At 60.5% G+C, this 21,835-nt stretch carries 26 protein-coding genes; 12 read left to right on the top strand and 14 right to left on the bottom strand.

All coding sequences use genetic code 11. From position 1 onward, the window contains the following. Positions 1-522: 522 nt before the first annotated feature. Positions 523-1,122 carry a hypothetical protein gene (locus tag E7T06_RS12930; RefSeq protein ID WP_136366193.1) on the bottom strand — a complete coding sequence of 200 codons (600 nt, stop codon included), beginning with the start codon at positions 1,120-1,122 and terminating at the stop codon, positions 523-525. Between the two features lie 157 nt (positions 1,123-1,279). Here E7T06_RS12930 and E7T06_RS12925 point away from each other — a divergent pair, with 157 nt between their 5' ends. From E7T06_RS12925 to E7T06_RS12905, 5 genes are all read left to right on the top strand, one after another. Next, positions 1,280-2,254: a polyprenyl synthetase family protein gene (locus E7T06_RS12925; RefSeq protein WP_136366192.1), complete on the top strand. Its 975-nt coding sequence runs from the start codon at positions 1,280-1,282 to the stop codon at positions 2,252-2,254. A 687-nt stretch (positions 2,255-2,941) separates the two neighbouring features. Then, on the top strand, positions 2,942-4,186 hold the full coding sequence (locus E7T06_RS12920; RefSeq protein WP_136366191.1) for a Glu/Leu/Phe/Val dehydrogenase: 1,245 nt from the start codon (positions 2,942-2,944) through the stop codon (positions 4,184-4,186). 222 nt (positions 4,187-4,408) lie between these two features. After that, the gene (locus E7T06_RS12915; RefSeq protein ID WP_136366190.1) at positions 4,409-5,740 is read left to right on the top strand and encodes a Glu/Leu/Phe/Val dehydrogenase; all 1,332 of its coding nucleotides are present in this window, start codon (positions 4,409-4,411) and stop codon (positions 5,738-5,740) included. A gap of 232 nt (positions 5,741-5,972) precedes the next feature. Continuing rightward, positions 5,973-6,638 (top strand): hypothetical protein, encoded by a 666-nt coding sequence (locus tag E7T06_RS12910; RefSeq protein ID WP_136366189.1) that lies wholly within the window; start codon positions 5,973-5,975, stop codon positions 6,636-6,638. A 160-nt stretch (positions 6,639-6,798) separates the two neighbouring features. Next, positions 6,799-7,635: a CAP domain-containing protein gene (locus E7T06_RS12905; protein WP_136366188.1), complete on the top strand. Its 837-nt coding sequence runs from the start codon at positions 6,799-6,801 to the stop codon at positions 7,633-7,635. A gap of 229 nt (positions 7,636-7,864) precedes the next feature. Here E7T06_RS12905 and E7T06_RS12900 read toward each other — a convergent pair whose 3' ends face one another. After that, entirely contained in the window at positions 7,865-9,427 is a 1,563-nt protein-coding gene (locus E7T06_RS12900) for an acyl-CoA carboxylase subunit beta (RefSeq protein WP_136366187.1), read from the bottom strand. Positions 9,428-9,679: 252 nt separating this feature from the next. Between E7T06_RS12900 and E7T06_RS12895 the strand changes: the two genes are divergently transcribed. Together E7T06_RS12895 and E7T06_RS12890 are read left to right on the top strand one after the other, a co-directional pair. Beyond that, complete coding sequence (locus tag E7T06_RS12895; protein ID WP_136366186.1) at positions 9,680-10,264, top strand: XRE family transcriptional regulator; 585 nt, start codon at positions 9,680-9,682, stop codon at positions 10,262-10,264. Position 10,265: 1 nt separating this feature from the next. Beyond that, on the top strand, positions 10,266-10,802 hold the full coding sequence (locus E7T06_RS12890; protein WP_136366185.1) for a GNAT family N-acetyltransferase: 537 nt from the start codon (positions 10,266-10,268) through the stop codon (positions 10,800-10,802). A gap of 121 nt (positions 10,803-10,923) precedes the next feature. Here the strand turns inward: E7T06_RS12890 and xpt are convergent, their stop codons facing one another. Beyond that, positions 10,924-11,505, bottom strand: coding sequence for a xanthine phosphoribosyltransferase (gene xpt, locus E7T06_RS12885; RefSeq protein ID WP_136366184.1), 582 nt, complete (start codon positions 11,503-11,505; stop codon positions 10,924-10,926). A gap of 78 nt (positions 11,506-11,583) precedes the next feature. Further along, positions 11,584-12,516, bottom strand: a complete 933-nt coding sequence (locus E7T06_RS12880) for a quinate 5-dehydrogenase (RefSeq protein WP_168733522.1) — start codon at positions 12,514-12,516, stop codon at positions 11,584-11,586. A 74-nt stretch (positions 12,517-12,590) separates the two neighbouring features. Here E7T06_RS12880 and E7T06_RS12875 point away from each other — a divergent pair, with 74 nt between their 5' ends. Then, positions 12,591-13,148, top strand: coding sequence for a hypothetical protein (locus tag E7T06_RS12875; RefSeq protein ID WP_136366183.1), 558 nt, complete (start codon positions 12,591-12,593; stop codon positions 13,146-13,148). A 67-nt stretch (positions 13,149-13,215) separates the two neighbouring features. Here E7T06_RS12875 and rplS read toward each other — a convergent pair whose 3' ends face one another. The 3 genes from rplS to E7T06_RS12860 form a co-directional block, all read right to left on the bottom strand. Continuing rightward, complete coding sequence (gene rplS, locus E7T06_RS12870; RefSeq protein WP_136366182.1) at positions 13,216-13,701, bottom strand: 50S ribosomal protein L19; 486 nt, start codon at positions 13,699-13,701, stop codon at positions 13,216-13,218. Between the two features lie 178 nt (positions 13,702-13,879). Beyond that, positions 13,880-14,287 carry a hypothetical protein gene (locus E7T06_RS12865; protein WP_240741048.1) on the bottom strand — a complete coding sequence of 136 codons (408 nt, stop codon included), beginning with the start codon at positions 14,285-14,287 and terminating at the stop codon, positions 13,880-13,882. A 154-nt stretch (positions 14,288-14,441) separates the two neighbouring features. Continuing rightward, positions 14,442-14,990, bottom strand: coding sequence for a hypothetical protein (locus tag E7T06_RS12860; protein WP_136366181.1), 549 nt, complete (start codon positions 14,988-14,990; stop codon positions 14,442-14,444). A gap of 263 nt (positions 14,991-15,253) precedes the next feature. On the opposite strand from E7T06_RS12860, the gene E7T06_RS12855 reads away from it, so the two are divergent. Continuing rightward, positions 15,254-15,529, top strand: a complete 276-nt coding sequence (locus E7T06_RS12855; RefSeq protein WP_168733521.1) for a rhodanese-like domain-containing protein — start codon at positions 15,254-15,256, stop codon at positions 15,527-15,529. A 60-nt stretch (positions 15,530-15,589) separates the two neighbouring features. Here E7T06_RS12855 and E7T06_RS12850 read toward each other — a convergent pair whose 3' ends face one another. Then, positions 15,590-15,817 (bottom strand): hypothetical protein, encoded by a 228-nt coding sequence (locus E7T06_RS12850; protein WP_136366179.1) that lies wholly within the window; start codon positions 15,815-15,817, stop codon positions 15,590-15,592. Positions 15,818-15,819: 2 nt separating this feature from the next. After that, the gene (locus E7T06_RS12845; protein WP_240741047.1) at positions 15,820-16,236 is read right to left on the bottom strand and encodes a helix-turn-helix domain-containing protein; all 417 of its coding nucleotides are present in this window, start codon (positions 16,234-16,236) and stop codon (positions 15,820-15,822) included. 88 nt (positions 16,237-16,324) lie between these two features. Between E7T06_RS12845 and E7T06_RS12840 the strand changes: the two genes are divergently transcribed. Both E7T06_RS12840 and E7T06_RS12835 read left to right on the top strand, forming a co-directional pair. Further along, a complete protein-coding gene (locus E7T06_RS12840; protein ID WP_136366178.1) occupies positions 16,325-16,945 on the top strand; it encodes a nitroreductase family protein in 621 nt (206 codons plus the stop codon). A 209-nt stretch (positions 16,946-17,154) separates the two neighbouring features. Then, complete coding sequence (locus tag E7T06_RS12835) at positions 17,155-17,442, top strand: VOC family protein (RefSeq protein WP_205750922.1); 288 nt, start codon at positions 17,155-17,157, stop codon at positions 17,440-17,442. A 14-nt stretch (positions 17,443-17,456) separates the two neighbouring features. On the opposite strand, the gene E7T06_RS12830 is transcribed toward E7T06_RS12835, so the two are convergent. The 5 genes from E7T06_RS12830 to E7T06_RS12810 form a co-directional block, all read right to left on the bottom strand. Next, complete coding sequence (locus E7T06_RS12830) at positions 17,457-18,266, bottom strand: metal ABC transporter permease (protein WP_136366177.1); 810 nt, start codon at positions 18,264-18,266, stop codon at positions 17,457-17,459. A gap of 148 nt (positions 18,267-18,414) precedes the next feature. Next, entirely contained in the window at positions 18,415-19,137 is a 723-nt protein-coding gene (locus tag E7T06_RS12825; protein ID WP_136366176.1) for a metal ABC transporter ATP-binding protein, read from the bottom strand. A gap of 67 nt (positions 19,138-19,204) precedes the next feature. Continuing rightward, a complete protein-coding gene (locus E7T06_RS12820) occupies positions 19,205-20,092 on the bottom strand; it encodes a zinc ABC transporter substrate-binding protein (protein ID WP_136366175.1) in 888 nt (295 codons plus the stop codon). Beyond that, on the bottom strand, positions 20,089-20,334 hold the full coding sequence (rpmB, locus tag E7T06_RS12815) for a 50S ribosomal protein L28 (protein ID WP_136366174.1): 246 nt from the start codon (positions 20,332-20,334) through the stop codon (positions 20,089-20,091). The genes E7T06_RS12820 and rpmB overlap by 4 nt, the downstream gene beginning before the upstream one ends. Continuing rightward, positions 20,331-21,467, bottom strand: coding sequence for a GTP-binding protein (locus E7T06_RS12810; RefSeq protein ID WP_136366173.1), 1,137 nt, complete (start codon positions 21,465-21,467; stop codon positions 20,331-20,333). Before E7T06_RS12810 ends, rpmB begins: the two co-directional genes overlap by 4 nt. A gap of 30 nt (positions 21,468-21,497) precedes the next feature. Here E7T06_RS12810 and E7T06_RS12805 point away from each other — a divergent pair, with 30 nt between their 5' ends. Beyond that, positions 21,498-21,770, top strand: a complete 273-nt coding sequence (locus E7T06_RS12805) for a hypothetical protein (protein WP_136366172.1) — start codon at positions 21,498-21,500, stop codon at positions 21,768-21,770. The last annotated feature ends 65 nt before the right edge of the window (positions 21,771-21,835 follow it).

Below are 21,835 nucleotides of genomic sequence, written 5' to 3'. Positions count from 1 at the left end.
TCGCTGATCCCGCAAGCAGGCCCCTTGAAGCTCGTGGCTTAACCCGAACTCACGTCTGATGGCAAAAATATATGCGGTCTACCCAGCCGCAGAAGTTCATATTCACGCGAAAGAGCAGGATAAATCCCTGCTGGAATCGGTAGGATTTGAGGTTAGGGATACGCAGAAGCTTTTATGTTTGGTCGAGCAATAGCTTTGTTGCCGCTTCTACGAATGCAACATCTTGTGAGACAGCTTATGCCATGCAAGCTGCTTTTTGAAAAAGAAGATATTATAAATAACGGCATAGAACAGAGTGATATAGAGATATATATCGCTTGATTCGCTCTTTCTCATCAAAAATGAAGCTGCGAATACAGCCACGAGCATAACAAGCAGAGCCAGCCCAAGTTGTAGAGTGAGTGCCTTAAAATATTTTATTTCTTGATCCCTGTTCGTTGCAATCGCCTCCCACAAAAAACCTGCTGGCAATCCCTTAAGATTACCAGCAGGTTACTAAATTTTTGTTCCTACATCAAACGCTTACTTACCGTCCTGCCCCACCCGCTCGCTGCTCAGGCGGCCTTTGCCTGTCGCGTCGTCCAGTTGCGTGGCTCCGTTCTTCCGCATGATGCTCAGGGCTTCGTCGGCGCGGGCGGTGTCAGGATCACGGGCAATAACCAGCGTGTGGCCGTCTTTGAGGGCCGCGTGGAAGCGTTCGGCCTGCACGGGCGGCACTCCCATTCGGCGCAGCAACTTCACATAGTCGCCATGATCCGAACCGGCCAAAGCACCAAACAGCCCGCCGAGGCCCGCGCCGCCCAACGCACCGAACAACATGCCGTAAATCCCGCCCATCTGATAAATGCGGGTTTCGGGAATGATGAGCAGCAGCAGCCAAATGGGGAGCGTGAGAGCCACGCCCGCCAACATGCCGCCGATTGTGCCGCGAATGACCGAGGCGCTGCCGCCGGGTGCGCCTGCTTCGGGGCCAACACCTGTGGCCTGCGCGATGTCGTCTTCCATGACCACGTCGGTGAGGGCAAAGCCGAGGTGGTCCCGGTCAAAGCCACGCGCCTTGAGAGCTTCGAGGGCGCTCTTGGCCTGTGTAGGCTCGCGGAAGACAGCAATGACACTTTCCATATGCTGTCTTTTTAGCATGAGAGCCGCCCCCGATGTGAGGGACAAAGTTCCGGGGACGTTGAGCAACCCACCGCAAGCTAGACGAACTGGGGGGAGGCGGGGGGGCAGGGGTACTTTCGGCCCTAGCACACCGCGCCGCAATTCCTATACTGGCAAGATGACTGGCGTGGTAGAAGTGGCTGTGCCGAACGTGGCCTTCGAGGGGCGGCTGCGTGAGGTATTGCGCTCCCGCGTGGAATTTATCGAACTGATCGGAGACGATCTGGTGGCGGCGGGCGGCAAGCGTACTCGGCCCCTGATTTCCTTTTTGGCCGCGCAAGTGCTGGGCGCAGAGCCGGGGCGAGCGGGCTGGAGCGACGTAGTAGACGTGGGTGTGTGCGTGGAACTCCTGCACTCGGCCAGCCTGCTGCACGATGACCTGATCGACGATGCCGACACCCGGCGCGGCAAGCCCTCCGCATTCCGGCGCTTCGGCAACGTGGTCAGCGTGATGAGCGGCGATTTTATGCTGGCCCGCCTGCTGATGCTGCTCTCTAGTTTGCCCGGTGGCGCGGCCCTCACACGGGCATTTGGGCAAACCGCCAGCGTTATTTGTGAAGGCGAGGTACTTCAATTTCAGGTGGCCGCTTATGCCGAATACGCGCTAGAGCATTATCTGGACGTAATTCACGGCAAAACGGCGGCGCTGGTGGAACTGGCCGCCAGTGCGCCCGCCCTGCTACTGAATGCCTCCGCAGCGCAGCAGCAAGCGTTGGCTACCTTTGGCCGCGAATACGGCATGGCCTTTCAGATGCAAGACGATTTGCTAGACCTTGCAGGAGAAGAAAGCAGCATCGGCAAGCCTGTAGGCGGCGACCTGCGTGAAGGCAAAGCCACGCTGCCCGTGTTGTATCTGCTGGACGGCCCCCACGCCGATGAGGTACGCGAGATTTTGGAACGCCGCGCCGCGAATGAGGGCGACGTAGCCCGCGTGCGTCAACTGGCTGCCCTAGAAGGCGCACTGGAATGCACCCGCAATGAAATTCGCCGCCGTGCAGGGCTGGCGGTGCAGGCGCTAGACACTTTGCCCGCGTGCGAGGCCCGGAATGCTTTGGCGGCGTTGGCGCAAAAAGAGATCGGGCGCAGTCACTAGGGAGCGGAGTCATTAGGGAGCGCAATCACTAGGCGAAAGGCGTCTAAGAGTCGACGGGCGAAGGGGCTTAGGAAAGGCAATCGCGTTGCTCATTCACCCCCTCCCAACCTCCCCCCTCAAGGGAGAGGGAGACAATCACAGCTCTGCCCTTATCTATTGCCCTCGCCCCTTGCGGGAGAGGGGCGCTCTGCAAGAGCGGGGTGAGGGGAAATGAGCGAAGCGATCGCCCTTGACCTTCCTTAGACCCTCGACCCTTTGACCAAGCCCCCGCCACCCCAACGCCCATCCTCTGTCCCGTCCCAATTGACCGGACAGCCTTTTTAGGGCACACTGACCCGCCGCGCTTCTCGTTTGCTAGGCGGCGGCAAGAGCTGGGTTCGCACCCACACACTTTGGAACCGCTTCAACGTTTTCGCGTGCCTGTGGCTCTTTTCTGGGACTTCCAAACTGTACTGGACACCGGGGGCAGGCAATGGGGGCAACCCCTAACCTTCACGCTTGCCCATTTGTCTATGCGTGTATGCTCTGGTTGCCTCACAATTGCACCGCCACTTTTGCCCCACACGGACTGGCTCCGGTGACCGATCACTCAGAAACCAATCCATAGTCGTCTCTCTCTACCAGCCCGTCATTTTCACCGCTCGCTCTACTCAAACCGCACTCTCACCTCTTAAGGAGAACTCTGGAATGAGGGCATCAGGACTCAATTGGCAGGGCCTCATGGAGCAACTCCAAGACGCACTGCCCTACTGCGCGGTCAGCGATCAGTCGTTGGCCTATTTCAAATACCCCAAACGCACCCTCAGCGTGAATTTGCCTGTTCGGATGGATGACGGCCAGATTCGCGTGTTCCGGGGCTACCGCACGGTTCACAGCACGGCGCGTGGCCCCAGCATGGGCGGCGTCCGGTTTAAGGCGGGCCTGAATGCCCACGAATGCGAGGTTCTGGCCGCCATCATGACCCTGAAAGCGGCAGTGGCCGACCTGCCTCTAGGCGGTGCAAAGGGGGGCGTAGACGTTGACCCCGCCACCCTGTCGCCCGGAGAACTGGAAGGCCTGACGCGGCGTTACACCAGCGAACTCGTTGACCTGATCGGCAAAAACGAAGATATCTTGGCCCCCGACGTGGGCAGCGACGCACAGGTCATGGCGTGGATTTTGGACACCTACGGCGAGAACACGGGCGAAACCGTGAGCGGCGTCGTGGTGGGCAAACCCATTCCGCTGGGCGGCAGCTACGCCAGCAAAGATGCACGGGGCCGCAGCGCCGCACTGGTGGCGGGCCGCGTGCTGAAAGAACAGGGTGAGAGTCTGAACCGCGCCCGCGCCGCCGTGTACGGATTTGGCGATGTGGGCCGCAAGGCCGCCCGCACCCTGGCCGCAGAGGGCGCACTGGTCATCGCTGTGAGTGACCAAGACGGCGGTACCTTTGCCAGCGGCGGGCTAGACCTAGAAGCCCTCGCCGCTTACCGCGAGCAGCACGGCAGCGTGCAGGGCTTTGCCACCGACATCACCGCCGACGAAGTGATTGAACTGGACGTAGACGTGCTGATGCTGGCCTACGATTACGGGGCCGTGAACGCCGGAAACGCCCACGCCGTCCGCGCCCGCTACGTGGTAGAAGCCACCAACCGCGCCGTGCTGCCCGAAGCCGAACGCTTTCTGAAGGCGCAGGGCGTGACGGTGCTGCCCGATCTGGTGGCCTCGATTGGCGGCTTGATCGTCAACTATCTGGAATGGGTGCAGGACGCCAGCAACTTCTTCTGGACGGAAACCGAAATTGAAGAAGCCATCGACTTGCGTGTAGACCGGGCGGTAGACGGCGTGCTGGAATTCATGCGGACTCGCCAAACCGATATGCGGACGGCGGCTTATGCGATGGCCCTGAACAAGCTGCACGAAGCCAGCGTGATGCGCGGGGTTTATCCATGACGCCGGGCTGCTCTGGACTGAGTTGCTCTGGGCTTGGTCTAAGGGTCTAGGGTCTGAGAGTCTAAGGGCCACCCCAGACCGCCCCTTGTCTTCTCCTTCTCCCCTTGTGGGAGAGGGGCGCTGCAAAGCAGCGGGGTGAGGGGTAATGAGCAAAGCGATTGCCCTTTCCCACCCCCGACAATCCACAACCTACATCCGCCCTCCAAAGGAGGTTTCCCACCAATGACCACTACCGAACCCAACCCCAACGCCGCCGCGCAGGACATATCCAAACTCGGCCACCACGTCATTCCCAGCTACCTTGACCCCAACGACCTTGGCCCTTACGCCATTTACTTGGAGCAGGTGGAGCGGGTCACGCCGTACTTGGGCAAGCTGGCCTACTGGGTAGAAACCCTCAAGCGGCCCAAACGCATTCTGGTTGTCGATGTGCCGATTCACCTTGACGACGGCACAGTGGCGCATTTTGAAGGGTACCGCGTGCAGCACAACACGTCTCGCGGCCCGGCCAAAGGCGGCGTGCGCTACCACCAAGACGTGACCCTCAGCGAAGTGATGGCCCTCAGCGCGTGGATGACCGTGAAGAACGCCGCCGTGAACCTGCCCTATGGCGGCGGCAAAGGCGGCATCCGCATCGATCCGCGCAAGTACAGCACTGGAGAACTGGAACGCCTGACGCGGCGCTACACCACCGAAATCGGATTGGTCATCGGGCCAGAAAAAGACATTCCCGCGCCCGACGTGAACACCAACCCGCAGACGATGGCGTGGATGATGGACACTTACTCAATGAACGTGGGCCGCACCGCGACGGGCGTGGTCACGGGCAAACCTGTGGCGCTGGGTGGCTCTTTGGGCCGCGCCGACGCCACCGGACGCGGCGTGTTCGTGACGGGCGCGGAAGCCCTCAAGAAACTAGGCATCCGCTTGGAAGGCGCACGCATCGCCATTCAGGGCTTCGGCAACGTGGGCGAAGCCGCCGCCCGCATCTTCTTTGACCACGGCGCAAAGATCGTGGCGATTCAGGACGTGACCGGAACCATCCACAGCGACGCCGGAATAGACCCGCGCACCGCGTTTGCCCACCTGAAACAAACGGGCAAAATTACGGGCCTAGCCGACACCGACGAACTGACCCGCGACGCCTTCTGGGACGTGGACTGCGACGTGCTGATTCCCGCCGCGCTGGAAAAACAGATCACGGAAGCCAACGCCGGACGCATTAAGGCCAAGCTGATCGTGGAGGGCGCGAACGGCCCCACCACGCCCGCCGCCGACGACTTGTTGGCCGAACGCGGCATCACCATCGTCCCCGACGTCCTCGCCAACGCGGGCGGCGTCACTGTGTCCTACTTCGAGTGGGTGCAGGATTTCTCGTCGTTCTTCTGGACAGAAGATGAGATCAACAAGCGCCTTGACCGGATTATGGGCGAAGCCTTCCTGAGCCTCTGGGACGTGAAGGAGCGGCACGGCGTAACCCTGCGGACGGCGGCGTATATCGTGGCCTGCACACGGGTACTGGAAGCGCGGGCGTTGCGCGGGTTGTACCCGTAAACGTTGAGTGGGAGAGCGTCTAAAGGTCTAGGGTCTAAGGCGATGTGGCGGTGAGGTTTTCGGTTGGCAGAGTATTTGAAATCAACGTCCAGCACAACATTCGCCCTTCTTAGACACTTCGACCCTAGACCCTTAGACCGCCCCCCATCTCCAATCAAATACCCCCAATCAAAGCAACCGCCACAGCACCTCGGCGGTTGTTTTTTATGCCCCTCAGCGCCTAGCCTGCCCCATGCCCTCACCTCCCCCTCCGCTGCCGCCCGTGTTGGCCGAACTCGTAGCTTACTTCGAGCCGTTTTCTACAGTTAGGCGCGACTTCCGTGGGGCCGTGACCCTGCACACGCCGGGAATAAACGTACTGGCACTGAATGCATCCTATTTGCCAGAAGACGCGGGCGATGTGCTGCCGTTGGTGCGGGCGTGGCACTTGGGGCAAGACGTGCCGCCGTTGGTGGCCTCGGTCAGTGCAGTGGTGGGGGAAGATGTAGGCGGCCTGCGCGTGGGTACGTTCGCGCCCGTGCCTGACCCCGGCTTGATCGTAGTGGAGCAGGTGTCACGGCTGCATCTGGCGACGTGGGCAGGTGTGCTGGCCGAAAGCTACGGGGCGGCAGAATGGGCCGAAACGTTGGCCCGACACTTTGCGGGGCCGCTGGAAGGCGATCCCAAGAGTGTGCTGTTGATGGCTTACGCGGGTGGAGAAGCCATCGGCTCGTTGCTGTGGCGTGACTTGGGGGGCGGCGCAGCGCATCTGTGGGGCACACTCGACCCCGCCGCCGACGCGCCCCTACTAAATGCCGCTGCCGAATTATCAGAGGGGGAGGTAAGAGTGAGCTTGCCCGACATATCACCCCTTCATCTTCAAAATGGAAAAATCGTCACCTTTACCCTGCTGCCGTGAACTATCGCGCTCCTAAGATGAGAAAGATATTGTTTTCTTAAGATCAGATTTTCTACACGTAGGCCGTTCATCCACTCCTACACAGGCTTTGCCAGAGTGTGAGAGATGAGAGCGCGAGCCTCACGCCAGCAAGAGGAGCAACGCACTCTAATAACGGCACATGCTTAAGCCTCTGCCTTTCGGCCAACCCCGGCGCTCGCCCGCTGCTCCGGCGGCTTTTCTCCTTCTTGCACTCACACTAGCGGCCTGCGGAAGTACACCCAATCCGGGGCCGACAACCAGCCAATCCCCAGCACTCAGCAGTGGTCTAAAAGCGCAGGCCAGCGCCGGAATCCTGACGGTGGGCCAAACCCGCCAACTGACCGTAACCGTGAGTGGCCGTGCCCCACAACCCGGCGAACTGACGTGGACAACGGGCAATGCGGCTGTTGCCACCGTGTCTCAAACGGGCCTCGTGACCGCCAAAGGAGCCGGAAGCACCACCATTCGCACGGCGCTGACGGCTAACCCCGGCGCGTTCATCGACTTTACGCTCACGGTGACGGCGGCTGGCACTACGCCCGCTCCGGCTCCGGCCCCCGCGCCCGGAACCTTTGCAGGGCGCGTGCTGACCCTCACCAACGCCGCTCGCGCTCAGGCCCGCACCTGCGGCACCACCAGCTTTCCCGCCGCCGCACCGCTGACCGCCAACGCGCAACTGACGCAGGCCGCGCAGGGCCACGCCGCCGATATGGCCGCCAAGAATTACTTCAGCCACACCAGTCAGGATGGCCGCACGATGGCCCAGCGCGTTTCGGCCACTGGGTACGCTTGGCGCTCCGTTGGCGAGAACATTGCTGCCGGACAGTCCACGCCCGAAGCGGTAGTCGACGGCTGGCTGAAGAGCGAAGGCCACTGCCGCAACATAATGAGCGCCAGCTTTACCGAACTCGGCGTGGGCTACGCTGTGGGCGGAAGCTACGGGCAGTACTGGGTGCAGGATTTCGGACGGCAGTAAGGCGTTGGCGTGTAACCCCCCCCGTTGCTCTGCAACGCCCCCCCTGACAAAAGCTGTTGCGCTCCCCTCAAGGGGGGCTGGCTGCGGATCAGACTGGGGGTCTACCTTCGGCGTTGGCGTGTAAACCCCCCGTTGCAGGCGCAACGCCCTCCCTTAAGGGGAGGACTAAAAGCTTTTGCGCTCCCCTCTAAGGGGGGCTGGCTGCGAAGCAGACTGGGGGGTTGTACGTTTACAGCGGCATATTTCCGTGCTTCTTATACGGCCTCTCCTCCCGTTTTTCCCGCAGCATGGCAAAGGTCTGGATCAACCTTGCGCGGGTGTCTTCCATTGGAATCACGTCGTCTATGTAGCCTTTGCTCGCCGCCACATAAGGATTGTCGAAGGCGTCTTTGTAGTCGCGGATCTTCTCGGCCCGCATCGCTTCGGGATTGTCTGTATTCTGGATGTCGCGGCGGTACACGATATTGGCCGCCCCCTCCGCGCCCATGACCGCCACAGCAGCGGTAGGCCACGCATACACCACGTCCGCGCCCATATCCCGGCTGTTCATGGCAAGGTACGCGCCTCCGTAGCTTTTGCGCGTAATCAGCGTGATTTTGGGCACGGTGGCCTCGGCGTAGGCATACAGCATTTTCGCGCCGTGCCGAATAATTCCCGCGTGTTCCTGCGCTACTCCCGGCAAGAATCCGGTCACGTCTACCAATGTCAGAATGGGGATGTTGTAGCAGTCGCAGGTGCGGATAAATCGAGCGGCCTTGTCGCTGGCGTCGATGTTCAGCGTTCCGGCCATCACCCGCGGGTTGTTGGCGACGATGCCTACGCTTTGGCCATTCAATCGGGCAAATCCGATCAGGATATTTTTGGCCCAATTCGGCTGGATTTCCAAAAACGTGCCGTCGTCCACGAGTTCATGAATAACGTCGTGCATGTCGTAGGGCCGACGCTGATCGGGCGTCACTATGTTCAGTAAGGCGTCGTTGCGGCGGTTAGCGGGATCGGATGTGGGCTGCACCGGCGCTTGCTCACGGGCGTTTTGCGGCAGATACCCTAACAGGTCACGGATGCCGCGCAGCACGGCTTCATCACCGTCGTATTCCAGATGCGCCACGCCCGATTTGCGGGTATGCACGTCCGCCCCGCCCAACTGGTCAAAGGTCACGTCTTCCCGCGTCACGCTCTTGATGACTTCTGGGCCAGTAATGAACATATAACTGCTGCCGCCACTCATCAAAATAAAGTCGGTGAGGGCCGGAGAGTACACCGCGCCGCCCGCGCAGGGGCCGAGGATGGCGCTGATTTGCGGCACTGCACCCGAGTAAATCGCGTTTCGGTAAAAAATCTCGCCGTACCCGCTGAGGCTGTCTACACCTTCCTGAATGCGTGCGCCCGCCGAATCGTTGAGGCCGATGACCGGACACCCCGTTTTGGCCGCCAAGTCCATCACCTTGGTAATTTTGGCGGCGTTCATTTTGCCTAAACTGCCGCCCAGCACCGTAAAATCTTGGCTGAACACGAAGACTTGCCGCCCGTCTATCGTGCCGCTGCCTGTGACGACGCCTTCACCCGGCGCTTCCACGCCCTGCATCAGCCGCCCGCCCTGATGCTCTACGAAGGTGCCGAGTTCCAGAAAGCTACCCGCGTCCAGCAGCGTGTGAATCCGCTCTCTGGCCGTCAGTTTGCCGCCCGCCCGCTGCTTTTTTTGACGCTCTAGGCCGCCGCCGAGTTCCACTTTGGCGCGGCGCTGCTCCATCGTGGCAATGAGTTCCTGAAGTTCGAGGGCCAGTTGAGTCATACCTCAATCTACCCAAACCCAGCTCTCCAAACGCTCGTTAGGATGTGGGGAATCGTTAGTGGTGAGCGGTCAGTAGAAGAAGCGTAGTGGGCGATGAATGCAAGTGTCGGAGCTATGGGGTGAGTTTTTTGCCCTCTCCACTGGTGGGAGAGGGGCGCTGTGGAACAGCGGGGTGAGGGGGCCACCGGGAAACCATTTCTGCCCTCTACCAAATGTACTGTTGTGTCTTGAATAATCCCTTATACTACCCATATGACTCTTATCCTAGACGATGAGGCAGCACAGGCCGACGCCGGGGAGCAACTGGCGCACTGCATCCGGCTGGAGCGGGAGGCGCGGGGGTGGTCTCAGGCGGAGTTGGCGCAGCATTCGGGCGTGTCTAAGGCCAGCATCAGCAAAATAGAACGCGGCGAGATGAGCCCGACGGCGGGAACGCTGGTGCGCTTGGCGGGGGCGTTTGGCCTGACGCTGGCGGGCTTACTGCTGCGGGCCGAGGGACACACCGGGCGCTTGGTGCGGGCCGCCGACCAACCACGTTGGCGCGATCCTGAAACCGGCTACGAGCGTCAGCAGATGTTTATGCGCCCCGATCACCCGCTGGAAGTAGTGCGGGTCACGTTGCCCCCGCATCAGCACGTCAATTTGCCCGCTTCGTCTTATGCCCGGATTCGTCAAGTGGTGGTGCTGGAAGCCGGAGCCTTGACGGTTCAGGAAGGGCCAGAACGTCACGAACTGGCTCCCGGAGACAGCCTGGCCTTCGGCCCGCCGCACGACGTGACCTTCCGCAACGACGCCGCCCAACCCTGCACCTACCTCGTCGTGTTGGCCCGGAGTTGAGATGACGAATCCTACAGCACCTTTCCAAATTCGCGCCCTGAACACTGACCCACACACGGCCGATCAACTGTGTACGCTGCTGATTCAGACCGTCGCCAACGGGGAATCGGTGAGCTTTATGCATCCGCTGGACTCCGACGCCGCCACCGCATTTTGGGCGGGTTCGCTGGCCGCCGCAAGCCGGGGCGAACGCATCGTGTTGGGCGCTTGGGAGGGCAGCACACTCATCGGCACCGTGACCCTCCTGCTGGACTTTCCACCCAATCAGCCCCACCGCGCCGAAATTGCCAAAATGATGACCCGGCTGGGCCACCGGGGGCGGGGCGTCGCCACTGCGTTGTTGCACGAGGCCGAACGCTTGGCGCAGCAGCAAGGCCGAACTTTGCTGGTGCTAGACACCGCCACAGACGGTGGCGCGGCGGGCCTGTACGAAAAAATGGGCTACACGCTGGCCGGAGAAATCCCCGATTTTGCCCTGAAACCCTACGGCGGGCTGACGGGGACTTTGTTGTATTGGAAGCGGCTGGCAGGGAGTTAGGGCGTCCAAGAGTCTAGGGTCTAAGAACGGCAAAGGCTCTGCTGGACGCTGTTCTCAAATGCCCTGCCCACCCAAAAGCTCCACTGCCCCAGCACCTTAGACCCTAGACCTTTAGACCTCCCTACTGCCCCAACTCCACCACGATCCCCTCTTCCTCACTCATCCGCACAATATTCGCCAGCGTATGAATCGGAATCTTCAAGTCGGCCAATTTCAGGCGGCCTTCTTCAAACCCCTTTTCGATAACGCAGCCGAGGCCCAAGAGTTCTGCGCCACTCGCTTCAATGATGGTATTGAGCGACCGCAGCGTGCCGCCCGATGCCAGAAAATCATCGATGACGATCACGCGGTCATCTGGCCCCAGAAACTCGCTGGACACGAACAAATCCACGACGCCGCCTTTGGTGCGGCTGATGGACTGGGCCGTATACGCAGGCTCTTTCATAGTGATGGGCTTTTTCTTGCGGGCGTACACCATCGGAATGCCCATCACCAGCGAGGTTGCCAGCGCAGGCGCGATGCCACTCACTTCGATGGTCAGGATTTTATTGGGCTTTAAGGGCGCAAAATACGCGGCAAAATGTTCGCCCATTTCACGGGTCAGGGCGGGCAAGAGTTGGTGGTTGACCAATCCGTCTACCTTGAGAAATCCACCGGGCAAAATGACCCCTTGCGCCCGAATCGCGTCTACGAGAGCTTGCATAGGAGCAATCCTACAGGCAGAGGAGCCGCCAAACGGGACAGAAGATAGACCGTGCCGCCTGCCGTCTCTGCCAATCTATTACAGTTCGTTGATCTCCGGCTTAAACCCCACTTCCCGCACATAGCGCAGATATTCCGCCTCGCTCAGCGCCTCTTTTTTGCCGCTGAGGGCCACAAAAAACGCCTCTAGCACATTGGTGGCAAAGTTGCGGCTGCCCATGCGTGGCGTGGTGGTAATCAGGCGGGCCACGCCGCGCTCTTTCATCCACACGCGGTCTGCTTCGGTGATGGTTTGGGTCAAGATGGTTTTGCCGCTCAGGTCATGCGGGGCGTAGCGTTTGGCGTAGTGGGTGTCTCCGGCGATCACGTCGGCCCACGCGTAATAGCGGGTTCCCTTGCCTGCCACACTGCTTTCCTGCTTGGCCCCGGTGGGATAAAACCAGTCTTGCGGCAGTTTGGTAATGGCGGGCAGCACCAACCGCGCCACCCGCCGCAAGGAAGCGATGGAACGCAGCGGGCGGTCGATGTTCAGGCCAAACACGATGTCGCCGTACACGATGTCCGCGCCTGCCTGTGCCAATGCCTCGGCCATCCCAAAGCGGTCTACAGCACTCACCATCAGCACTTTTTTGGTGCGCCAGTTCATCACCGAATCAAGTTGGGCAATAGCATCGCGCTCCAGCGTATTTTTTAGGCCGCTGCCGTCCAGCACAGGCGTAATTTTGGCGTTCGCCACCAGCTTTTTTACGTTGCCGAAGGTGTAGCGTTTGCCGTCTGCAATCACGTAAATGTCGGCCCCGCCCAGCCCAAAAGCGTCCACGCGGCCATCGAGTGCCCGGAACAGTTCGGCGGCCTTTTTGCTGTCGCCATCGGTGCCGATGCGCTCCAGCACGAACGGCTGCCCCAGCACCGAAATTTCTTCGCGGGCGTTGCCTTTGGTGCTGCCCAACGACACGCTGACCACATGTTTATAGCCTGAGGGTGCGGGTTTCCAGCCGGTAGGAAGGGTCATGTGAGGAATATTGTAGTCTCAAGCTCTGGGTGGTCGAGAGCGGCTGCCGAGGAGTTGGAATGTACAGAGCGGGTATGAACAGGGTCGCCCTCCACGCAAATTCCCTTAAAAGACTGAGCCTACTTGTCCTGAGTCTGTCCTCCTGCCTGCTGAGCGCACAGGCCGCCGCGCCCCGCGCCTTCGACAGTTTTGCCGGACGCTGGGCCGGAGCGTTGGAATACCAAGATTACGGTGCAGATCGGCGGGTCAAGATTCCAGTGGCCCTCAGCGTGCGGGTGGACAGTGGCACCAGCGCCACATGGAGTTTTGAGTACGACGATTTTGGCAGCACGGTCAGCAGCGTGGAAACCCACCGCTGGAAGGCAGGCACCTACGACGTGACCACTCTGGGTCAGCCCGGAGTGCAGCGGTACACTAGCCGAGATTTCCCAGCGCTGATTGGCAAAGGGTCAGGCAAGGCCGTGCTGGTGGGCAACCAACTGGAAAACGGCAAGCAAGTAGAGATTCGGCGCACGATTACCCTAAACACCATGACTGGGGGCCGCGCCAGCCTGACCACCCTCACCGAAACCCGCGCTCCGGGCGGCACGTTCGCCTTTCGCAACCGTAGCAGCTACACCCGCACGCCCTGAACCCAACACAAAAACCGCCTCCCCCGAAAGGAAAGCGGTTTGAACAAGAACCTCAGACTTGCTGGGTTTACTCTTGTTCGGTGGCGGGAACTTCGTTGCTGGACACGTCGGCCACAGGTGCAGCGGCAGCGGCAGCAGCGTCGGCTTTCTGCTGCTGGGCGCGGGCGGCGTCCTTCATTACGCGGCTGCGGTCGTTCTTGATGCGTGCAGCCTTGCCGCGCAGTTCGCGCAGGTAGTACAGCTTGGCGCGACGAACCTTGCCGCGTTCCAAGATGGTGACTTTGGCGATCAAGGGCGTGCTGTAAGGAAACACGCGCTCCACGCCTTCACCAAAGCTGATCTTGCGAACCGTGAAGCTCTTGCGGCTGCCCGATCCGTTGATGGCGATAACGACGCCTTCGAACGCTTGGTTGCGGGTGCGGGTGCCTTCCACCACTTTGGTTTCCACGCGGATGGTGTCACCGGGGCGGAAATCAGGCAAGTTGTCCTTGATGTGGGGCTGCTCGACGGAACGCAAAATAGCGCCACGGTTCACTTTTACAATAGCGGTCATGAAAACTCCTTCGGTCAGCGGACTGCCCCACAGTCCCGGTGTGCGGGCAGAGGCATTCATGAACCTACGCTGGCGGCCGATGCTGGCAGACCAAACTTTAGAAGTATAGACGGTGCGGGGGCCGGGGGCAAGCGCCGCAGCTCAGCTCTTGTCAGCCCAACTCTTATCAGCTCAGCTCTTACGGCCCGCTGCCCTGCGCCAGTTCCGCACCGCTCTCATCTACCAGCGCAAAAGCATAGGCTTTTGCCGTCAAGCGCACCCACTCTATTTTTTGGCCCACACAGGAATCGGGCACCATCAGGCGGGCGGGGGTGGGATACACGCCGTCTATGCTGTCTTGGCGGTAAGTTTCCAGCGTGCGCGAAAGATCGTTGGCACAGTTTTGTGCGGCGGCGCGGGCCATAAAGTTGTCTGGGACAGAGGCCGCAGGAGCCTCGGCCTGAGCCTGTTTCAACGTTTTGACTTGCTGCTCCAGCGCCGAAACTCGCGCCTCTAACCGCGCATTGTCGCTGCGGGCCTGCCGATCCTGACAGCCCACCAGCCCCAACGAAAGCAGCACTCCCGCGCCTATCCGAACCCAGATCACAGGCGGCAGGCTAGCGCGGGTGTGGTGGGCGGGAATGAGACAAAGGGGAGGGTTTGCCCATGTTGTGGGTGAACCCCCCCGTTGCTCACGCAACGCCCCCCTTTAAGGGAAGGACAACTGCAAGGGGAGGACAACTGCGTTTTTCGTTTTTCGCTTACGGACTAGTACCCGATCCGTCCGGGTTGATGGCTGGCATTGCAGCAGGTGCAACTTCATCCAGCCGCAACAGTTCCCGCAGTTCGGCCAATGCAGCGCGTTCCTTATCGTTCACCAATTCGCCGCCTATGCCCAAGAATCCGCCCTCTTTGGCTGCTTCGGCTGTTCGCTGAGCCACCACCATCAGCAGGTTACGATAGGCGGCAGAATCTTCGGGGCTGGCTTTGGCGCTGACCAACCACACCGCCTGCCGAATGGCTTCCATCCCTTGCTGGCGGGCTTCTTCCATATTGCGGGCGCGGTCTTGTTGGGGCAAAGTCTTGGGATCGGGCGGCGTGCCCATCAGGTCGGCGGCCATCGCTTCCAGCAGCGGCGTGCGCCCTGTCCCGCTCACTTGCTCCCGAATGGCGTCCCCAATAGCGCGGGCCTCGGCCACAATGCCCGTAATGCCGCTGGGGCTGGCCGTCACGATGATCGCTCCGGCACGTCCGGGGCCAGTCATGACCTTAAACCATTCTTCGGGCGTAAAGCTGTCTTTGAGACTCATGCGGTCAGGGTAAAGGCGACGCCGTCAGTTCTGTAGGGGCAAGGATGACGGGAGTGTAAAGGCGCGTTTAGGTCTTGATCTGTTCAAGCTGTTTGTAAGGCTCCAGCACACTTCAAGATTCACAACCAGCCTAAAATCGAATAGAGGTGACCATGCGAACAACCCGGCTTCTTCTCTGTGTCATAGCGTGCAGCAGCATAACCGCACTAGCTACTCCCAGCGTTTCAACTAGCCTGCTGACCCCCGCACAGTTCAAAGCAAAAATGGCAGTTGGTCAGGCCGTCCTCATCAATGTGCATGTGCCCGATGAAGGGGCGTTACCCAACACCAAGCTCCGGTTGCCCTTCGACACGATTGCCAGCAATCCAAGCCTGCCACGCAATAAAAGCGCCCTGATCTTGTTGTACTGCCGTTCTGGACATATGAGCGCCATTGCTAATAAGAGCCTGAAACAGCTTGGCTACACCCAGATTTATGAACTAAAAGGCGGATTCGAGGCATGGAAGGCGGCGGGCTACGCTTTAGCGCCCGGACGCTGAAGCAGCGACTTAGGGGAAATGGGGACGACGGAACGATAAAGGCGCGTTGATGTTGCTGGCTCAGCCTGCCTCTTTCGGCTCGCCAAAATCAAACTTCACACGCTCGGTTTCTTCGGCCACCACACGCTCGTCGGGCAATAACTCATGTCCGCCAAAGATGCCCCGCGCCGCCAGACCTTCGCCCCGAGGATCGCCGTACCGCTTATCGCGTTGCACCAACGGCTTGATAAAAAATGCTGCCACGATCAGGAGAACAGGCAGCACGATGAAGATCAGAATGGCCGTCATGGTCAGACGCTAGAGCCGCAGCCAGCAGAGCCTTCCGACCTGTTCTCGTCTTCGTGTAGGTGCTCGCGTGCCCACAGATCGATGGCCTGAATCACGCCCTGTAGTTCGCGTCCAGCAGGCGTCAGGGAGTACACGCTGCGGGCCAGTTTGCCGTGCGTGTCTTCGGTGCGCTTGCCGATCAGGGCCAGTGTTTCTAGGTGTTCTAGGCGCTGCGTAAGTGTGGCGCTGTTGCAGCCGCCCACCGCACGGGCCAGTTCATTAAAGCCCTTTTCGCCGTCTAGCAGCGCACGCACAATATGCAGCACCCATTTTTCTTGCAGCACACCGATGGCGCGGTAGACAGGGCAAAATCCGGTAGAGACAGAGGTGGCAGCCGCGCCACTGGGGGCAGCGACCTGCGTAGGCGCGGCAAGAGTCATGACAGTACTCTACACCTAAATGCTGGACACACTGCGGCGCAGATTACACCGCTTGACAATGTAAAGCACTTGCAATATTGTTCTTTCCATGACTGCTACAGCCACCCGCACCCTGAACGTCACCGAAGCCATCGAGACCCGCCGCAGCATCCGTAAGTTTGTGCAAGAACCCATTCCCGCCGCCGACCTGCACGAAGTCCTGCGCCTTGCCAGCCTCGCTCCTAGCGCGTGGAATGCTCAGACGTGGCGCTTTGCCGTGATCCAGAACCCAGAGCTTCAGGGCAAGCTGCAAGAAGCCGCCTACGGACAAGGCCAAATTACCAACGCGCCCGCCGTCATCGTGGTGTACAGCGACATGGAAGACACCCTGAACACCGTTGAAGAAACGGCCCACCCCGGCATGGGCGACGCAGGACGCAACGGTCAGCGCAAGACTTTCGACGGCGTGTTCGGCGCTCAGGACGTGGCCCAGCGTGGCGCGTGGGGTCTGTCACAGGCCAACATCGCCTTCGGCTTCATGATGGTTGCTGCACGTGGCCTCGGCTACGACACCGTGCCGATGCTCGGCTTCAACCCCCAACAAGTCAAAGACCTCCTCGGCCTGCCCGCCCACGTGCAGATTGCTGGCCTGCTGCCCATCGGCAAGCGCGCCGAAGAAGGCTTCCCCCATCACCGCCACAGCGTCGAGCGCATCACCAAGTTCTACTAAACCTACCTTCCACGTTGACCGCCTCCTTTGTGGGGCGGTTTTTTGGTTTCAGAGAGCAGCAAGTGACAGAATCTCCCCATGCCCCTCACCCTTAATTACCTCTCGTTTGTAGTGGCCGACATGCAGCGCAGCCTTGACTTCTACCGCACGCTGGGCTGCCCATTCCCGCAGGGGCGCACCTGAACGCAGAGGGCGAGCCGGAACAACATGTGGAAATTAATCAAAACGGCCTGCGAATTGCGTGGGAGACAGAGGAACTGGTGCGTCAGGTGTACCCCGGTTGGACTGCGCCGCCCAGAGGTCAGGCCCGCCTCAGCACGGCGCTGGAGGCCAGCACTCCGGCAGCGGTGGACGCCGCTTGCGAGCGCTTGCAAGCACAGGGCCATGAGGTGAAAGCCGCGCCCTACGATGCTTTTTGGGGCCAGCGCTACGCCACCGTAAGCGACCCGGACGGCAACAGCGTGGACATCTTTGCTTGGTTGGAAGGCCAGAGCTGATGGCCTCTGCCTGATCAGTCTCGTTTTCGCAGTGCCAGCGCCAACCCGAACAGCGCCGTATTGACCAATACGATGGTTGCGCCGGGGGCTGTGTTCAGGTAATAGCTGAGATACAGGCCCGTGACGCCGCCCAGTGTGCCGAGGAGGGCGGCCAATCCGATCATGTTGCGGAGGCTGCGCGACAGCAGGCGGGCCGAGGCGCTAGAAGTAATGAGGAGGCTGACGCTGAGGGTTGTCCCCACGAGTTGCACGGTCAGCACAACCACCAACCCGATCAGAATAAGCAGCAGACTCTCTAGGCGGCGCACCGGAAGGCCGATGGCGCGGGCCTCGGTGGGGTCGAAGGAGGCCAGCAGGAGTTCCTTTTGCATGGCGGTCAGGATGGTGCCCACCACCAACGTGACCGCCAACGCGCCCCACAAATCGGCGGGGGTGACGCCCAGCGGATTGCCGATCAGGAAATTGCTGAGGTCGGTGGTGAACGTAGGCGCACGCGACAGCATGACCACGCCCAACGCAAACATGCCCACGAACACGATGCCGATGGCACTGTCTTGCTTCAGGCCACTTTGCCGCCCCACTGCGCCAATGCCTAAGGCGGTCAGCACGGCGGCCACCAGCGCTCCCACCAACAGGTTTCCGCCCGCCAAAAATGCCCCCACGATGCCCGGAAACACGGCGTGGCTCATGGCGTCGCCAATGTAGCTGAGGCCGCGCAGCACCACCCACGCGCCCACCAGCGCACACAACACACTAACCAGCACGACGGCCAAGAGTGCCCGCACGAAGAATCCAAATTGCAGGGGGTCAGTCAGCCAGTCCATTGAGTTGCCTTGTGGGTGAGTGGGCGGGCGGTTGAGATGATCGGGGCTTGGTCTAAGGGTCTAAGGGCAAAAGCACCGGGTCGCTGGGTGTTGGCTGTTCTTAGACCCTTAGACCCTTTGCCCCTTAGACAATCTTTTCCCGCTCCCATCAAGCTTCCGCGTGGGTGTGGCCCAGATGACTGCTACTAAACGTAGCTTCTATGTTGCGCGGCGTATACACCTCGTCGGGCGTGCCGTCGGCAATGATTCGGCGGTTTACCAACACCAGATGATCGCACCAACGCCGCGCCTGCTCCAAGTCGTGTGTGACCATGACCACAGCGCGGCCCCGGTCGGCTTGCGCCCGCAACAGGCCCATCAGTTGTTCCTGCGTGGCGGCGTCCACTCCGGTCAGGGGTTCGTCCAGCAGCAGCAAATGACCGTCGCGGGCCAACATCCGGGCCAGCAGCACCCGCTGACGCTGCCCACCGCTGAGTGCGCCGATATGACGGCCCCGCAGTTCGTACACGCCCGTTTCCTTGAGGGCCGCCACCACCCGTTCCCGATCCGTTTTGCTGGGCCAGCGCAACCACCCCAACCGTCCGGTGCGGCCCATCATCGCCACATCCCAGACCGTCACGGGAAAGCCCCAGTCCAGCGTTTGCTGCTGAGGCACGTAAGAGACGCAACTTTGGGCGGTGTGGCCTGCGTCGAAGCGCACGCTGCCACCGGGATCAGGCAACAGGCCCACCATCGTTTTCAGCAACGTGCTTTTGCCCGCACCGTTGGGGCCGATGACGGCGCTGAACTGGCCCGCCTCAAAGCGCACAGTGGCGTCTTCCAGCGCCGTGTGAGAACCGTATTGCACGGTCAAATGGTCTACGCCCAGCATCCGGCCAGCATAGCGCGTGCAGAGTGATACTGCGAAGGCGGAATCAAGAGGGGCACGATCAGAGGAACTACCGCAACGCCTTGACCATCGTATCTACGTTGAAGCGCAAGGCTTTGAGGTAGCTTTCGCCCGCGCTGCCCTTTAGCCCCAGCGCATCGGTGTACAGCGGCGGGGCAATTGTAGCCCCAGTTTCGCGGGCCAGCGTTTGAGCGAGGCGGGCATTCACGGTGTTTTCAGTGAAGATGACGCGCACGCCACTCTTTTTGACCGTTTGGGCCAAGCCCGCCAACTCCCGCGCACTCGGCTCGCGCTCGGTACTCAGGCCCGGAATCACGGCCCCCACGATCTTCAGGCCGTAGCGGGCGGCCAGATAGCCGAGGGCGTCGTGGTTGGTAACAATCGTTCGGCGGGCTGCTGGAATCTTGGCAAACTGTGCTTTGGCGTAGGCGTCGGCGGCGCTGAGTTGCTTCAGGTAAGCGGCGGCGTTGTTGGCGTACACGGCTTTTCCGGCAGGGTCAAGCGCTGTCAGGGCCGCCTGCACGTTCCGCACGTACCCAGCAGCCAGCTCCGCATCCCACCACGCATGGGGATCAAACGCGCCGTGTTCTTCTGCCGCAGCGTGGTCTTCTTCCGCTCCCTCACGCAGCTTTAAGCCTTTGGTCAGCGTGACCACTTTGACTCTGGGTGCAGAGGCAGTCAGCTTGGGCAGCCAAGGTTCCAAGTTGGCTCCGTTCACGAAGAGGGCACGGCTGCCCGCCAACGCACGAATTACGGAGGTAGACGGCTGAAAAGTATGGGTATCGCTGCCCGCAGGCACGATGATATTTACAGTCACGCGGGTTCCGCCTACCACACGCACAAAATCACCGATGATAGTCGTCGTGGCGCTGACCGAAAGAGGCGCAGCCTGAGCCATTCCCAGCGTCAACGCTCCAGCAATCCAAACACCCTTCATGCCAGTTCCACGCCTGTAAACCCACCCTTAGCAAGCGTGCGGAGGGCGTGGGCGCTGAGCCACACGGTCTTTTCTATGCCCTGCTCACGGATGGTCTTCTTTTGCAAGTTGGCTTTTTGGGTGCGTTTGGTCACGCCCGTGACTTTGCGGCCCACGCCACCCGCAGCACGCGCTTTGCCCCGGCGCGTCACGGCATTCACCACAAGGTTCTTCTTTCCAGTCAGGTAGCATTCACGGCTCATATTGATACATCCTTATCATATTGAAGCGAGGGGGAATGGAGGATCAGGGTACTTTGTCGAAGCGCCCCGTCCAGCAGGGCGTCTAGTGCCGCGCCGTCCAAGTCCCGGCCAATAAACACGATTTCGCTGAAGGCTCCGTCGTCGCTCAGCCACTCTCCGGCCTGTTCCAGCGCCAGTTGGCGGCCCGTGTGGTTCCACAAGGTGGCTACGCCGTCGCCCAGATTGATCCAGCCTTTAGAGCGAATCACGTTGTGCGGGAGTCCGGTGGTCAGCGCCCGGTGAAAGGCTTCGGCATCGAAGGGTTGCTGGCGGCGGTAGATATGCGTGCCGAGGCCGTAGCTTTCCGATTCGGGCGTATGTTCTTTTTCCAGTTCTTCCATCCAAGAATCGAGTTGGCTGGCGGCCTCGAAGTCGAACAGATTCACGTTCAGCACGGCGTCAGCCTCTACCCTGCCCCGCACCGCTTCCAGCACACGGGCGCGGGGATTGGTGAGAGCCACCAGTTCGCGCAGGCTTTGCACATCCTCTGCTGAGGCCAAATCCAGCTTGTTCAGCACGATCAAGTCGGCAAATTCGATCTGCTCGGCCAACAGTTCGCCGTAACCGCGTTCCTGCTCGTCACCCGGAATGCTCTCGGAGCGGTTCCAGAGCGGGAAAAACTGCGCGGCGTCCACCACCGTCACCATTGCATCTACGTGGACGCGGCCCAGCAGATTGGGAATGGGCGCTTGGCCCGGTTCAGGCTCCCCCTGCCCATTCTCTAGGCCTAGTTCTTCGGGCGTCAGGCAAAAGCTTTGGGCAATCGGCAACGGCTCGCCAATACCCGTGGACTCAATCAAAATGTGGTCGAGTTCGCGGGTCGCCAGCAGGTCGTGAACGGCGTGCAGCAAGTCGCCGCCCAGGGTGCAGCAAATGCAGCCATTGCTGAGTTCGATGGTTTTCTCATCGGTTTTGACCACCAGCGAAGCGTCTATGTTCACCGCGCCAAATTCGTTGACGATCACGGCGATCTTGCGGCCCTCCGTTTGGGTCAGCAGATGATTGAGCAGCGTGGTTTTGCCTGCACCGAGGAAGCCGCACAGCACGGTAATGGGCACAGAGGGGGCAGAAGAACCGGGGGTGACTTGGGTCATATTTGATAATGATAAGCTATTATCAAATTTGTGGCAAGGTTCCACATTCTTCCCCGTTGCCCACTCGCCGTGCAGTTTTGGCTGTTAGGACTGGATGCAAGGCGCGGCGACTTGACGCGCTTGGGCTACCAAAAGACTCCGATGAATACAGGCAGCAGCGCCTACACACTGGACTTTATGGAGCGGCACAGTCTGATCCTGCACAGCACGGGCCTTACACTGAAGTTGCCTGAAGGCGAACTGTATTACGAGCGGCGCACCGGGCGTTTTACCCTAGACGGCCAACCGATTTTGCCCGCGTAGGGCCGCCAGTTAGCCCGCCCCTTTTTGCACGAGCACGAAGCCCGGATTCTTCGCGCACACGGCCC

The sequence above is a fragment of the Deinococcus sp. Arct2-2 genome, assembly GCF_004801315.1.
GTDB lineage: Bacteria > Deinococcota > Deinococci > Deinococcales > Deinococcaceae > Deinococcus.
This window is presented reverse-complemented; position numbering and strand designations above follow the sequence as displayed.